Origin of the sequence: Phenylobacterium sp., from assembly GCF_030651185.1 — a bacterium.
In the GTDB taxonomy this organism is placed as follows: Bacteria; Pseudomonadota; Alphaproteobacteria; order Caulobacterales; family Caulobacteraceae; genus Phenylobacterium.
This window is the reverse complement of sequence record NZ_JAUSCJ010000020.1, coordinates 1-12,835: the sequence shown is the minus strand read 5'-3', so window position 1 is coordinate 12,835 and position 12,835 is coordinate 1. Positions and strand designations below refer to the sequence as shown.

Sequence of the window (12,835 nt, the reverse complement as noted above, 5' to 3'; positions counted from 1 at the left end):
TACATGACCCTGGAAACCATCGCGCCGCTGAGCGATGATCCCGCCGTCAGCTTGCCTATCATGGCAACCTGATCGATCCGGCCCAGCCGGAGAGCGCGGTGATCAGCGCCCCGCAGTTACACCACGTGGTGGGACACGATCGGGGCGCGCGTCACCCCACGATCTGGCAAGGCGAATTGCCTGGCGGAATGTACGCTTTGGTGAAAAGCCTTGCGCAGGCTTTGGCATGACACTCAAGGTTCGTCGGATCGAAAATGCCCGCCAAGAGCATCATTTGCGCATTCGATACGACCGCGGTGTGGAAGAGCTCCGCCGCCACATCCGGGTTATCAACGCTGAGACGTCCTTGCGCACACTGCGAGCGAAAATAGGCCGCAATCTGTTCCCGCGCCCGCGCCGCGGTGGCGCCATAAATCCGTCGGGCCGCTTCCGGATCGTGCTGGATTGTGAAAAAGATCGCCCGCAGTAACCTCCCATAGGCCGGCTGAGAAAGTCTCTGCAGCAAAGCTAGGGCGTATGATGTGAGGTGGTCCTCAGGACTTGCGTCGCTGTCCATTTCGAGCCGTGGGTCACCCAACTCACTGACGCGGCTGTCGACCAATGCATCGATCAGCCCGGATTTCGTGCGAAAGTGGTTATAGACGGTCTGCTTGGAGACGGAGGCCTCGCGGGCGATCCGGCCGAGCGACACCTGCGGGCCCAGCCGGCTCATGAGATCGACGGCCGCCGAGAGGATTGCCTCGCGCTTGGCGCCGCTCATGGAGCCCGCAACCCGGCTCATCCCTTCGTCGCCCGCGAGGCCTCGGCCGCCGAAGCCGAACGGGATCCTGTCAGGGATCGCCCCGCGACGCGGCTCAAAGCGCGATGCAAGACCCACGTCGGCGCCAGGGCCGCGGCGAAGACCATGGCCGTGATCAGGAATCCGTCTCGATAGGCGGCGGCCGCCGCCTGGTAGTACACCCCTTGCCCCAGCAGCCAGCCGGCGGCCGGGAGTTGCTCCAGAGGCCCAAGTCCCAGCGCCTGAACGGTGCGCGCGGCTTCCATGAGATAGCTGCCTGTAGCTGAATTATCCGACGTCTGGGTCGCGGCGAGGGCGTCGCCGTGGAACGCGGTTCGCCGCTCAATGATCACGCCCAGAATACCCGTGCCAAGCGCTCCGCCCAGTTGCCGGGTGAAGTTCATTGAGCCAGAGCCCTGGGATAACAGTTCCAGCGGCAGCACCTTGAGAGCTGCAGAACTCAGGGAGGGGAACACAAAGCCCATGCCAATGCGGCCAATCACCGTCCACCAGGCGAGCGTCCAGAAGGCCGTGTCGGCGCTCACGTGGGCCGTAAGCCACGAGGAATAGGCAAAGATCGCCATGCCCGCCCCGATCAGCAATCCTGGCGACAGCCGGTCGCTCATCATGCCTGCGGCGGGAAAGACGATGACCAGGACGAAGCCGGCCGGCATCAGCAGCAGACCCGCTTGGGTTGGGGTGAAGTTTTGAATCTGCTGGACGAAGACCGGGAGCAGATAGGTCGTGCCGTACAGGCCGGCCCCCAGCACAAAGCTGACCGCCGCGGCCGCAGCGAAGGGGGGACTGGCGAACACCCGCAGGTCGAGCAGCGGATGCGGAATCCGACTTTCGCGGAAGAGGAAGGCCGCCGCACAGGTCACCGTGATCGCAAACCCCGCGAGGACGGGCGTGGAGGCCCAGCCCTGGCGCTGGCCACTGGACATGGTTTCCAGCAACGCGAGCAGGGCCACGCTGAGCCACACCAGGGCCGGCCAGTCCAGTCGGGCCTTCGCGGCCGCAGGATCGCGATCGGGCAGGAAGAGGTGCGCCAGCGTGATGCCACCCAGGCCGAACGGAATCCCCAAATAGAAAAGGAACCGCCAGTCGAAGCTATCCATCAGCAGTCCGCCGACCCACGGACCCAGCGCCGGGGCGAGCACCACGCCGATCCCGAAGATGCCCATGGCCGCGCCGCGCTTGTCGGGGGGAAACACCTGGAACATCACGACCATCGCCAGCGGCTGGATGACGCCCGCTGCAGCGCCCTGGATCACCCGGGAGACTATGAGCACCGTATCATCCGGCGCCAGCCCGCCGAGGACCGATCCGAACAGGAACACGCCCAGGGCCACCATCATGGTTTGCCGCTGACCGAAGGTGCGTTCGCACCAGGCAGAGAGCAGCATGGTGACCGTCATCGCGGCGAGAAAGCCGGTGGCGAGCCACTGCACCCGGGTCTGATCGATGCCGAACTGCCCCATGATCGCCGGAACAGCCACGTTGACGATGGTGGATGACAGCACCACCGCGATCGCCGAGACCATGGCCGCCGCCGTCGCGAGCCAGCGGTACATCGACCCATAGCGCGCGAAGAGGGCCTCAGTCTGTGGCATCGATCGTGACCTCGGCCATCATCCCCGGCCGGAGGAGATTCTGCTGTTGGGTGATCGCCAGCCTCACGGGCAGCCGTTGGGTGACCTTGGTGAAGTTGCCGCTCGGATTGGGGTTGGGCAGTAGCGCGAACTGGCTCGTAGCGGCGCCCCCCAGGCGCTGAACCTTCGCCGCGAACGTGCGGCCGGGATAGGCGTCCACCTTCACCTTGGCCGGCGCGCCAACCTTCAGTTTACGGAACTCCGTCTCCTTGACGTTCACATCGACCCAGACGGTATGCGGGTCGTGATAGAGCAGGATGCGCGAGCCCGGCGAGACGTACTCGCCCGGATCGACAACGGTCTGATCGATGACCCCATCGAAGGCCGCCACGATCTGTCGCCGTCCGAGATCGAGCCGTTGCTGTTCACGCCGCGCAGCCAGCGCGTCGATCTGGGCGTCGACGCCCGCAATCTGCTCGGCGATCACCTGCACCTGCTGGAGGCCCGTCTGGGTGACCTCGGCGCCCGCCTTCGCGCCGGAGATCGCGGCGCGGGCGCGGACGGCGGTTTGCTCGGCGGCCCGAAACCGCGCCTGATCCTCCTCGAACCGGCTCTTGGCGACCAGCCCTTTCCCATAGAGGATTTCGGTGCGCTGAAAGGCGGCTCTTGCCACGGTCAGCTCAGCCTGCTTGGTCAGATAGTCGGCCTGGGCGCTGTCGACGGTCGCGGAGGACACCCCAGTTTGATTGCCGACGGTGTTGCGCACCAAGCTTTGCTGGGCCAACAACTGCGCGCGCTGCGCGCGCAGGTTGGCGATGTTGGCGTCGATCTCCGCCAAGCTATATTGAGCGTCGCGGGGTTCTATGCGGACCAGAATCTGACCCCTCTCGACTTGGTCCCCGGCTTTGACATCGAGCTGAACAATCCTGCCGGCCGCCTCGCTGGAAACCGCAATGACATCTGCGGCAATGCGGGCGTCATTGGTCGACACCCGGCCGGCCCTCGCGTGCAGCCAAACCGCGCCGGCCGCAATGAGGGCCACGATCACGGCGGCGACGAGAAGCAGGCGCCGCGAGGGTTTTCGCCTGATGCGAATGCTTTTCACGCTCGCGGCGAAGTTGTCATCCGCCGCGCTCATCTTTGTTCCAAACGCCGGTTGACTCGTCCCAAGACGGACAGAGAGGTGGCGAGATCGGCGTCAGAAATATCCGCCAGCAACTCGTCGCGAAGCGTGGCCGCAATGCTCGTGATGTGATCGAGGACCGGCTCGGCCGCGGCGGTGAGGGTGACGCGTTTGGCTCGCCGATCATTCGGCGCCTCCCGCCGCGCAATCAGGCCGCGCCTTTCAAGATCATCCAACTGGCGCACGATCGTCGGCGCCTCGATTCCGAGCCGATCCGCCAAATCCCGCTGCGTCAGCCCTCCGTCCGAACTTGAAAGTTCAAACAACGCCAGCCACCGCGCCTGTGACAGGCCCGTGTCCTTAAGCCGCTCGTCCAGGCGCGCCCGCCAACGACGGCTCATCAGGTTCGCCGCCTGTCCAAAGGCGTGTCTGGCGGTCATCGAGTACAAATCCATGTCGATATTGAGCTAATAATGAGCATCCTATCGAGTTTGCCGCAATCCCTTTTCTGCGTGTTGACAGGTAGCACACTAACTGTTAGCGTGCGAAATGTATTCTAGCGGATGCGCCCATCGGCCAGGGCGGCGTCACCTCGCGGGTGAGATTTGGACCGGGGCTTCAGGCTATGTACCGCCGTATTGTTCTTGCCTACGACGGGACTGCGGAAGGCCGCACGGCTTTGCGCGAAGGAGCCGTCCTGGCCAAGGCCGTTCAGGCTGAGGTTTTCCTTTTGTCGGTGGTGGCGGAAACCCCCGGCATACGGCTGGCCGAAGGCGTGTACGCGGGCGCAATCGCCTACGAGCAAGACACGTATCGCGACGTGCTCGAACAGGGGGTCGCACGGCTGCGGGAACTTGGTCTCGAACCAATTGCCGAGTTGCGGACGGGCGAGCCCGCAGTCGAGATCGCCGCTTTCGTGGCGCACGTGGCGGCGGACCTTCTGGTCGTCGGCCACCGGCACCGCAGTTGGCTCGATCGATGGTGGGCTGGAAGCAACGGCGCCTACCTGATGGACCACATCAATTGCAGCATGTTGATCGCCAGGCACGTGGTCTCGGACGAAGCGCTCGTCGAGTCAGGCGGGGGTTTCGGTGAGCCAGGTTGAGCATGTCCCCACGACCGAGAGCAACCGGCGAGCAATCGCGCCGCTCTTGGCGTGGCCGCGGTTGGTTGCGCTTGCCTTTGGCATTGTGGCGCTCGCCTACGCCACCCCTCCGTTTGCGGAAGCGAGGTGCGCCTGAGACGCCGGGCCAAGGAAACCGAGATTGGCGGTCCAGGTGAACGGTGTGCGAAACCTCCAAGGACAGGTGACGATCACCATATATCCTGACACCCGGCGCCGCTTCATGGCAAGAGGCGGGAAGCTTGTGCGGACGCGCGTGCCCGTTTCAAGCCTCAAGCCCCGTGCGTGCTTTTGGCTACCGAAGGGGGCCTATGCGGTTGTCGTGTACCATGACGAGGACGGTGACGGCGGCTTCGACCGCACGGCGCTCGGCCTTCCCAAGGAAGGCTACGGGTTCTCGAACGACGCGCCCGCACGCTCGGGGTTGCCGTCCTTCGGAAGCGTCCGCTTCAAGCACGAGGGCGCCAGCAGCCTCTCGATCCGGATGCGATATGGCGGCTCTTAGAGGCTGACCCGAAATGAAGATGGGTGATTTCAGATACTTGTGATTCTGTTGAAGGTGCGAGCCATCAACGGAATTTGACATGTGGACCGAAACCACCCGGCGCAAGCATGCCCGAAAGGGCTTGCGGTATTCAAGCGACCTGACGGATGGGGAATGGGCGGTTCTAGAACCGCTGATCCCGGCGCGGTCTCACCTGGGGCGGCCGGCGAAGTGCTCGTTGCGGACGATCACCAACGCCCTTCTGTATGTTTTGCGCAGCGGGCAGCCCTGGCTGTCCCGGGACTTCCCGCCGATGACGACGGTTCAGCGGTATTTCTACGCTTGGCGCGACCGCGGTCTTTGGGCCTCGATCAATCACCTGCTGCTGATGGCCTGCCGGGAGGCGACGGGGCGCCAGGCCTCGCCCAGCGCCGGGGTGATCGACAGCCAGAGTGTCAAAACTACGGAAAGCGGCGGCCCTTGTGGCTATGACGCGGGTAAGAAGATCAAAGGCCGCAATCGTCACATCCTCACTGACACCGGCGGCTTCGTGGTCGCCGCGCTCGTTCATACGGCCGATATCCAGGATAGTGACGGCGCACCCGATGTCCTGACCTCGATCCGCGCCAGCTTCCCCTGGCTGCGCCACGTCTTCGCCGATGGGGGCTATGCCGGCGACAAGCTGCGTGACGCCATGGCCGGACGCGGTGACTGGGTGATCGAGATCATCAAACGATCCGACACCGCCAAGGGCTTCGTACTGCTGCCCCGGCGATGGGTCGTGGAACGCACCTTCGCTTGGCTCGGGCGAAACCGCCGCCTGGCCAAGGACTTCGAGAGGACCATCGAGAGCTCGACCGCCTGGCTGCTCATGGCATCGGTCCAGCTCATGACCCGCAGGATCGCAAACCCTTGATCGTGAGTTCAGACTCTTAGCCAACTGTCCGAATTTCCGGCGCCACCTCACAGCCTCCAAGTCGGCGACATAGGCTTCGAGCGCCTTGAACAGATCGGCATTGAGCGCATTAAGCTTCTCCGGCGTCAGGCAACTGGGTTTTTTGTCGCCTACATTTGTCGCCTACAACTGACTTGCGAGACGCACCGAATGAAGTTGACGCATACGTCATTTTCACGGTTACTGAAAATGTGCAACTAGGGAAACGCCAATGGATGATGGTTTGATCGATCTGAAGGCCGAAGCCCGCGCCAAGGCATATGCCATGCCGTTGGGGGACATCAACGTCACCGACATCGAGCTTTGGCGAACCGACACCATCTGGCCGTACTTCGAACGCCTGCGGACGGAGGACCCTGTCCATCTTCACCCGGCGGAGCATCACGAGGACGGCGCGTTCTGGTCGGTGACCAAGTACAACGACATCATGTCGGTCGACACCGACCATGAGGCGTTTTCCTCAGAGCCTTCGATCACCATTGTCGACCCCAAGGAAGACTTCAATCTTCCGATGTTCATCGCGATGGACCCGCCCAAACACGACGTCCAGCGCAAGACGGTCAGCCCCATCGTCTCGCCCGCCAATCTGCATGTTCTTGAACCCCTAATCCGCGAGCGCATCGGCAAGACCCTCGACGCCCTTCCCATCGGCGAACCCTTCGACTGGGTGGATCGGGTGTCAATCGAGCTGACCACCCAGATGCTGGCCACCCTGTTCGACTTCCCCTGGGAGGACCGCCGAAAGCTCACCCGCTGGTCGGACGTCGCCACTGCGGACAACGACTCCCCGCTTTTTGAAGCGGGCCGCGGAGAGGAACAGCGCAAGGAGGAGCTGTTCGGGTGTGTGGACTACTTTACCCGCCTCTGGAACGAGCGCGTGAACGCGCCGCCGAAGGGTGACCTGATCTCCATGCTGGCCCACGGCGAGGCGACGCGGAACATGGACCGCATGGAGTATCTCGGGAATCTGATCCTCTTGATTGTCGGCGGCAACGACACCACCCGCAACTCCATGACCGGCTCGGTTCTGGCGATGAACCAGAATCCGGACCAGCACCGCAAGCTGCGGGATAATCCGGCCCTGATCCCGTCAATGGTCTCCGAGACAATTCGCTGGCAGACCCCGCTCTCCCACATGCGCCGAACCGCCGCGCGCGACATCGAGCTAGGCGGCAAGACGATCCGGAAGGGCGACAAGGTCGTCATGTGGTACGCGTCCGGCAACCGGGACGATGAGGTGATCGAGAACCCGAACGCCTACATCATCGACCGCGAGCGGCCCCGCCAACACCTGTCCTTCGGCTTCGGCATCCACCGCTGCGTCGGCAACCGCCTGGCCGAACTGCAGTTGCGCATACTCTGGGAAGAACTCCTGCCGCGGTTTCCTGAGATCAAGGTCATGGAAGAGCCCAGGCGCGTGCCCTCGGCCTTCATCAAGGGATATGAGGCGATGCAAGTTGTCATCCCGCATCGCGATTGAAAGCCTGGCGGTGCGCGAACGATCTTCAGTCAACGACCACCTAGCAGGCTGAGGAAAAGCCGGATGATCGGCGCAGGCTGTTCCGGCTGATCCGGGGATTTGAGGGACATTTTGCCCGGCGGTTGGGCGCTGGGCGGTGCGCCGAGGGGCGTGCGAAACGGACTGCGGGCCTGGTTTGGCGATCATGAGGCCTGCGCCAGGAGCCTTGGCAGTCGGATCAGGTGTAGGCGGCCAGGGTGAAGGTGAACTGCCATCCGACGCGGCCGAGCCCTCGGTGTCGGGGCTTGCGCAGGCCGGCGGCGGACTTGGCCCAGCCGAACACCTCCTCGATGCGCTTTCGGATGACTTGGCTCAGCTTGTAGCCGGCGTGGCGGGTGGTGCGCCCGTCGATGGCCGAGCCCTTCACCTTGGCCGCCACGTGCGGGGCGATGTTGAGGCTGCGCAGTTCATTGACGAAGTGCTCCACGTCATAGCCCTTGTCGGCGCCGAGCGTGATGCGCTCCGGCCGCTCGGCGCGTGGCTCGATCATGTGCAGGGCGGCGATGCGCTCGGCGTGGCCGTCGGCCCGGGTCAGGCAGGCGTCCACCACCAGGCCGTCGCGGTTCTCCATCAGGGCAGGGCCCATGAAGCAGAGCCTGACTTCCTGGCCCGGCCCCTTGCGATAGAGCCGGGCGTCCGGATCGGTGGTGCTGGCATGGGTGTCGTTGCTGCGGGCCTGGCCGTGGAAGTCGGCCCCGCCATTGCGCCCCGGAGCCGTCCTTCGGTCGGAAGCTCTTCATCGACGCCCAGGCCTCGATCAGCGTGCCGTCGACGCTGAAGTGGTCGGTGGACAGCAGCCGTTTGACCTTCGGGTGGGCCAGAACGGCGGCCAGGAACTTGTGCGCCACGTCGCCGGCCAGCAGCCGGTCGCGGTTCTTGCCGAAGGTCGTCTGGTCCCAGGCCGCGTCATCGACCCCCAGGCCTCGAGGCCGTCCGCCTAAATCCAGCTACGCCGCCACAACGGACTGACCGGCGAAACTGGGGAATTTTACTCCGGCCCTTCTGGGGACTTTTACCGCGGCATTGACAGCACCAAGCCGGTCGCCGGGTCAGTGATCCCCAGCCGCTTGCCCGAGTAGTCGACAAACACCTTGTCGCCGGCCACGTGATGTTGCCGCATCACCGGCGACAGCCGCTGCTCAAAGCCGCGCAGCAGGTCGCAGAAGCGCGAGTAGCCATAGCCGTCAGGCCAGACCTGCCGATACTCCTCCCAGAGGATCGTCATGTTGACGCCGGGCCGCTTCAGCTCCCTCACCAGCAAGCCCCAGTCCGGCTCCGGACGCCGGCGAGCCCCACTCACGACCCCCGCCCGCGCAAAGAGCCGCGCTTCCAGAGCCTCGTCGGTCAGATCCTCCGGCAGCGGCCACGGCAGGTTCGCCGCCGCCGCCCCTTTGAGCGCGTCCTGAACCGTGCTGCGGGCGACCCCCAGCACCCGGCCGATATCGCGCGTCGCCGCGCCATCGTGATGTAGGCGCAGAGCGCGCCGAATTTGCCGCATGGTCAGCAGTCTCCTGGCCGGCATCGAGCCCCTCCATCCTGTTGCGCGGGAAAGGCTCTTGCCTCAGTTGCTGACCCGAACAAGCGCCCGGAAAACGCCCGGCCTGTTGGCCGGCTTCAAATCGGAACCACGGCCGACTTCGCATCGGAATACATGGCCGGCTTGGATTGAAATTCGCAATGGAGGTCTCGATGCTGGATTTCGCCGATCGCGTGGAACCGGCGCCCGCCATCGCCTGGAATAGGCGCCCATGATCAGTGGAATGCGCAAGAGCCAGCATTAGCACCCATCCCGGTTGGAATGGAGAGTTCCAACCGGGATAAACGGGCTCGACTTTTTCTGATTTCGGGGCCTCCTTATCTGATCGGGGAGGCCTCTATGGCGGTCCGTCGGAAACCGTCATCAAGCCTGCGAAGATGGCGCTCACCCGGTCGATGAAGACCCTCCGCTCACGGCCCTCAAGCGCCTCGCCTCGGACCAACCGCTCGACCAGAAAACCGATGTAGCTCGCCGCAAGCACCCGCGCGCGCGCGTCGGCGTCGGCCCCGCCAAGCCAGGCGCGGATCGGCTCAAGAAAACGGTCTTGAATAAGGACATTCAGGAGTGGCGCCGTGGTAGGCGACGTGGCGGCGCGGAGCAGAAACTGGAACCGATGGGTCCGCTCCTCGTCAACGTGAGGGCTGTCCGCCAGCGTGATCGCGATCTCTTGGGCGAAGGTCGCACGATCCCACGCGCGCATGCCGTCTGCGAGAAACGAGGCCTTCAACGCCTCCACGAACAAGGCTTCCTTGCCGCCGAAATAGCGTTTGACCAGCGCGACATCGACGCCGGCGTCCTGGGCGATGTGGCGCAGCACGGCGCAATCGTAGCCCAGGCGCGCAAAATGTCCCTTAGCAGCGTTCAGTATGGCCGCGCGCGTGGCCTCCGCATCGCGTTTGCGCGGTTCGGCCGGCGCACGGGCGAGGGTGGTGGCGTCACTCATCGGCGCAGAGATTCCAGAGCTTGGACTAACGATCAAGTCCGTCGGCAAGAGATAAGTCAATGCGTGTTGACATAGCTGCGCCTTGCGATCAACCTGCCCCGCGCTGTCCCCACAGCCGACGCGCCCCGGGAGGCTGTCAGACAGCGACGCTCGAACTGGGAGAGCCAGCGATGAATATCGCCGTCAAGATCTCGGCCGTTGACGCGGCCGCCGAAGTCGCTGCAACGCCCCTGGAGGCGCTGAACCCCGCCCGGGTGGACCGGTTCGCCAACGACACGATCTGGCCGGTGTTCGAGCGCTTGCGCCGCGAGGATCCCGTCCACTTCACGCCCGAAAGCGAGTACGGCCCCTATTGGTCGGTCACCAAGTGGAACGACATCATGGCCGTGGACACCGACCATGAGGCCTTCTCCTCGGCCGAGGGCATCGGCCTGGCCAACCTCGAGGCGGTCAAGGAGCAGGAGAAGATCATGGGGCAGCGCCGGCGCGGCAACGCTGGCTTCATCAGCATGGACGAACCCGATCATAGCCCGGCGCGTAAGGCGGTCAGCCCCACCCTGGCGCCCAGCAACCTGCAGGCGCTGTCCCCGCAGGTGCGCGAACGAGCCGGACTGATCCTCGACTCCTTGCCGATCGGCAAGGAATTCGACTGGGTCGACCTGGTCTCGAAGGAACTGACGGCCATGACCTTGGCCAGCCTGTTCGACTTCCCGTTCGAACAGCGCCGCAAGCTGACCTGGTGGTCGGACATGGTCATGAACATGCCGGGTCACGGGCCGGTGGAAAGCTGGGAGCAGAAGGGCGCGGCGATATTCGAGTGCTTCGGCGCCTTCCAGGAGCTGTGGAACCAGCGGGTGAACGCCGAGCCCGGCAACGACCTGATCTCGATGCTGGCGCACAATCCGGCCACCCGGAACATGGCCATGGAGACCTATCAGGGCAATGTCATCCTGCTGATCGTCGGCGGCAACGACACCACGCGCAACACCATTTCTGGCAGCGTCTTCGCCCTCAACAAGAACCCGGATCAGTACGCCAAGCTGCGCGCCAACCCGGACCTGATCCTGCCGATGATCTCCGAGACCATCCGCTGGCAGACCCCCCTGGCTCACATGAGCAGGGTGGCGACGCGTGATGTCGAGCTGGGCGGCAAGACCATCAAGAAGGGAGAGCGGGTGGTCATGTGGTACATCTCGGGCAATCGCGATGAGGAGATGATCGAAGCCCCCAACGCCTTCATCATCGATCGCGAACGGCCCCGCCAGCATATGTCCTTCGGCTTTGGCATTCACCGCTGCGTCGGCAATCGCGTGGCTGAGATGCAGCTGACCATCATCTGGGAAGAGATCCTCAAGCGCTTCCCAGAGATCAAGGTCGTCGGCGATCCCGTCCTGAACTGGTCAGCCTTCGTGCATGGCTATGAGAGCCTACCGGTGGTCATTCCCTATCGGAACTGACGGCGCACGTGACCCGACGCCGAGGTGATCGAAAAGAGTCTTGAGATCGCCGCTGCGTGGGGCGGGGGCCTGACGCCAATCGTCTATGCATGCCTCTTTGAATGCGAGCCGGATATGAAGGCGTTGTTCTGGCGCGATACGCACCACACCATCAAGGGTGAGATGCTGATGCGGACCTTCGAGTCGATCCTCGACTTCATCCGGGCGCGCCAGTTCGCCGATCACCTGGTCCGGACCGAGGTGGTGACCCACGCCGGGTATGATGTGCCCCCGGAGGGGTTCGCCACTTTCTTCGGCATCGTCGCCGAAATTGTGCAGGAGGTCTGCGGCGCGGACTGGTCGTTCGCCATCGCGGACGCGTGGCGCCGCACCCTGGCGGACCTGGATCTCTAAGTCGCGCCCCCTGAACGGGTCACGTGAGAACAATCGGGCAGAGACTCGTACTTGGCGATCCGACGAGAACGGAAGCAGCAAAAGTTCAGGTCCCAGCGCTCGGCCCAGAGGTTCCTCGCCACCCGCGCCCCGATCTAACGCGTTCAATCTCCAGCCCCACCTGATCCGTCGGCCCACCCTTCGCCGGTTCCGGGTCGAGGCGCATCGAGGGTAGGCGGCGGCCACCGCGGCGGTCTGATCGACCGTGTGGGGAAGGGACTTCCTCGAGCTGGCGGGGTTAACCCGGATTTCCCGGATGAGAGCGCTTTTTCTTGTACTTCCGCGCCGAATCAGTCATAAATATCAGTGAGTTATGGTCGAATTGGAAGTGCGAGGATGGAGCACCCAACGGGTGAATCGGCTGATGGGTCTCTCCGGGTCCAGGCTGTGTGAAAACGCCCCGAACTTAGTTAGAATCGACTGGCTTTCGGAGGGCCGGTGATGGGGCGTTTCGTTGAGGGTGAGGATCGGCGGCAGTCGTTCCTGTTGCCGGCTTCGCTGGACGATTACGTGACCGAGGACAATCCGGTTCGGGTGGTCGAGGCGTTCATTGATGAGTTGGACCTGGCGGCGCTTGGTTTTGACGGCGTGCGGCCGGCGGCGACGGGTCGTCCCGCCTATCACCCCTCGACCCTGCTGAAGATCTACCTCTACGGCTACCTCAACCGCGTCCAGTCGAGCCGGCGGCTCGAGCGCGAAGCCCAGCGCAACATCGAGTTGATGTGGCTGACGGGACGGCTGGCGCCGGATTTCAAGACCATCGCCGATTTCCGCCGGGACAATGGCGTGGCGATCCGGGCGGCCTGCGGGCAGTTTATCGAGCTTTGCCGCCGGCTGGACCTGTTCACCAAGGCTGTGGTGGCGATCGACGGCAGCAAGTTCAAGGCGGTCA

At 64.0% G+C, this 12,835-nt stretch carries 13 protein-coding genes and 1 pseudogene; 7 read left to right on the top strand and 7 right to left on the bottom strand.

All coding sequences use genetic code 11. The features are described 5' to 3' along the window. Positions 1–151 precede the first annotated feature (151 nt). From Q7J39_RS08640 to Q7J39_RS08625, 4 genes are read right to left on the bottom strand one after another with little or no spacing between them, the layout of a single operon-like run. A complete protein-coding gene (locus Q7J39_RS08640; protein ID WP_304822940.1) occupies positions 152–760 on the bottom strand; it encodes a TetR/AcrR family transcriptional regulator in 609 nt (202 codons plus the stop codon). Positions 761–777: 17 nt separating this feature from the next. Continuing rightward, positions 778–2,352 (bottom strand): DHA2 family efflux MFS transporter permease subunit, encoded by a 1,575-nt coding sequence (locus tag Q7J39_RS08635; protein ID WP_304822937.1) that lies wholly within the window; start codon positions 2,350–2,352, stop codon positions 778–780. Positions 2,353–2,377: 25 nt separating this feature from the next. Then, positions 2,378–3,508: an HlyD family secretion protein gene (locus Q7J39_RS08630; RefSeq protein WP_304822933.1), complete on the bottom strand. Its 1,131-nt coding sequence runs from the start codon at positions 3,506–3,508 to the stop codon at positions 2,378–2,380. Continuing rightward, positions 3,505–3,933, bottom strand: coding sequence for a MarR family transcriptional regulator (locus Q7J39_RS08625; protein ID WP_304822929.1), 429 nt, complete (start codon positions 3,931–3,933; stop codon positions 3,505–3,507). The genes Q7J39_RS08630 and Q7J39_RS08625 overlap by 4 nt, the downstream gene beginning before the upstream one ends. Before the next feature lie 185 nt (positions 3,934–4,118). Between Q7J39_RS08625 and Q7J39_RS08620 the strand changes: the two genes are divergently transcribed. The 4 genes from Q7J39_RS08620 (at position 4,119) to Q7J39_RS08605 (ending at position 7,535) form a co-directional block, all read left to right on the top strand. After that, positions 4,119–4,598, top strand: coding sequence for a universal stress protein (locus tag Q7J39_RS08620; RefSeq protein ID WP_304822926.1), 480 nt, complete (start codon positions 4,119–4,121; stop codon positions 4,596–4,598). A 172-nt stretch (positions 4,599–4,770) separates the two neighbouring features. Beyond that, positions 4,771–5,121 carry a DUF2141 domain-containing protein gene (locus tag Q7J39_RS08615; protein WP_304822943.1) on the top strand — a complete coding sequence of 117 codons (351 nt, stop codon included), beginning with the start codon at positions 4,771–4,773 and terminating at the stop codon, positions 5,119–5,121. A gap of 79 nt (positions 5,122–5,200) precedes the next feature. After that, a complete protein-coding gene (locus tag Q7J39_RS08610; protein ID WP_304822923.1) occupies positions 5,201–6,016 on the top strand; it encodes an IS5 family transposase in 816 nt (271 codons plus the stop codon). Between the two features lie 250 nt (positions 6,017–6,266). Continuing rightward, entirely contained in the window at positions 6,267–7,535 is a 1,269-nt protein-coding gene (locus tag Q7J39_RS08605) for a cytochrome P450 (RefSeq protein WP_304822920.1), read from the top strand. Between the two features lie 182 nt (positions 7,536–7,717). Here Q7J39_RS08605 and Q7J39_RS08600 read toward each other — a convergent pair. The 3 genes and pseudogenes from Q7J39_RS08600 to Q7J39_RS08590 form a co-directional block, all read right to left on the bottom strand. After that, positions 7,718–8,497, bottom strand: a pseudogene (locus Q7J39_RS08600) (IS5 family transposase); the annotation flags it as partial. Between the two features lie 89 nt (positions 8,498–8,586). Then, a complete protein-coding gene (locus Q7J39_RS08595) occupies positions 8,587–9,072 on the bottom strand; it encodes a hypothetical protein (RefSeq protein WP_304822917.1) in 486 nt (161 codons plus the stop codon). A 376-nt stretch (positions 9,073–9,448) separates the two neighbouring features. After that, entirely contained in the window at positions 9,449–10,054 is a 606-nt protein-coding gene (locus Q7J39_RS08590) for a TetR/AcrR family transcriptional regulator (RefSeq protein WP_304822914.1), read from the bottom strand. A gap of 170 nt (positions 10,055–10,224) precedes the next feature. On the opposite strand from Q7J39_RS08590, the gene Q7J39_RS08585 reads away from it, so the two are divergent. From Q7J39_RS08585 to Q7J39_RS08575, 3 genes are all read left to right on the top strand, one after another. Beyond that, positions 10,225–11,511 (top strand): cytochrome P450, encoded by a 1,287-nt coding sequence (locus Q7J39_RS08585; protein WP_304822910.1) that lies wholly within the window; start codon positions 10,225–10,227, stop codon positions 11,509–11,511. 24 nt (positions 11,512–11,535) lie between these two features. Then, complete coding sequence (locus Q7J39_RS08580) at positions 11,536–11,904, top strand: globin (protein ID WP_304822907.1); 369 nt, start codon at positions 11,536–11,538, stop codon at positions 11,902–11,904. Positions 11,905–12,384: 480 nt separating this feature from the next. After that, the coding region (locus tag Q7J39_RS08575; RefSeq protein ID WP_304822904.1) for a transposase at positions 12,385–12,835 on the top strand (451 nt) is incomplete at its 3' end.

What these genes read in the sequence shown, in the direction of transcription:
- Q7J39_RS08610 (WP_304822923.1), top strand. Translation starts at nt 5,201, where the DNA reads ATGTGGACCGAAACCACCCGGCGCAAGCATGCCCGAAAGGGCTTGCGG.
- Q7J39_RS08605 (WP_304822920.1), top strand. Translation starts at nt 6,267, where the DNA reads ATGGATGATGGTTTGATCGATCTGAAGGCCGAAGCCCGCGCCAAGGCA.
- Q7J39_RS08595 (WP_304822917.1), bottom strand. Translation starts at nt 9,072, where the DNA reads ATGCGGCAAATTCGGCGCGCTCTGCGCCTACATCACGATGGCGCGGCG.
- Q7J39_RS08635 (WP_304822937.1), bottom strand. Translation starts at nt 2,352, where the DNA reads ATGTACCGCTGGCTCGCGACGGCGGCGGCCATGGTCTCGGCGATCGCG.
- Q7J39_RS08590 (WP_304822914.1), bottom strand. Translation starts at nt 10,054, where the DNA reads ATGAGTGACGCCACCACCCTCGCCCGTGCGCCGGCCGAACCGCGCAAA.
- Q7J39_RS08625 (WP_304822929.1), bottom strand. Translation starts at nt 3,933, where the DNA reads ATGACCGCCAGACACGCCTTTGGACAGGCGGCGAACCTGATGAGCCGT.
- Q7J39_RS08620 (WP_304822926.1), top strand. Translation starts at nt 4,119, where the DNA reads ATGTACCGCCGTATTGTTCTTGCCTACGACGGGACTGCGGAAGGCCGC.
- Q7J39_RS08630 (WP_304822933.1), bottom strand. Translation starts at nt 3,508, where the DNA reads ATGAGCGCGGCGGATGACAACTTCGCCGCGAGCGTGAAAAGCATTCGC.
- Q7J39_RS08585 (WP_304822910.1), top strand. Translation starts at nt 10,225, where the DNA reads ATGAATATCGCCGTCAAGATCTCGGCCGTTGACGCGGCCGCCGAAGTC.
- Q7J39_RS08640 (WP_304822940.1), bottom strand. Translation starts at nt 760, where the DNA reads ATGAGCGGCGCCAAGCGCGAGGCAATCCTCTCGGCGGCCGTCGATCTC.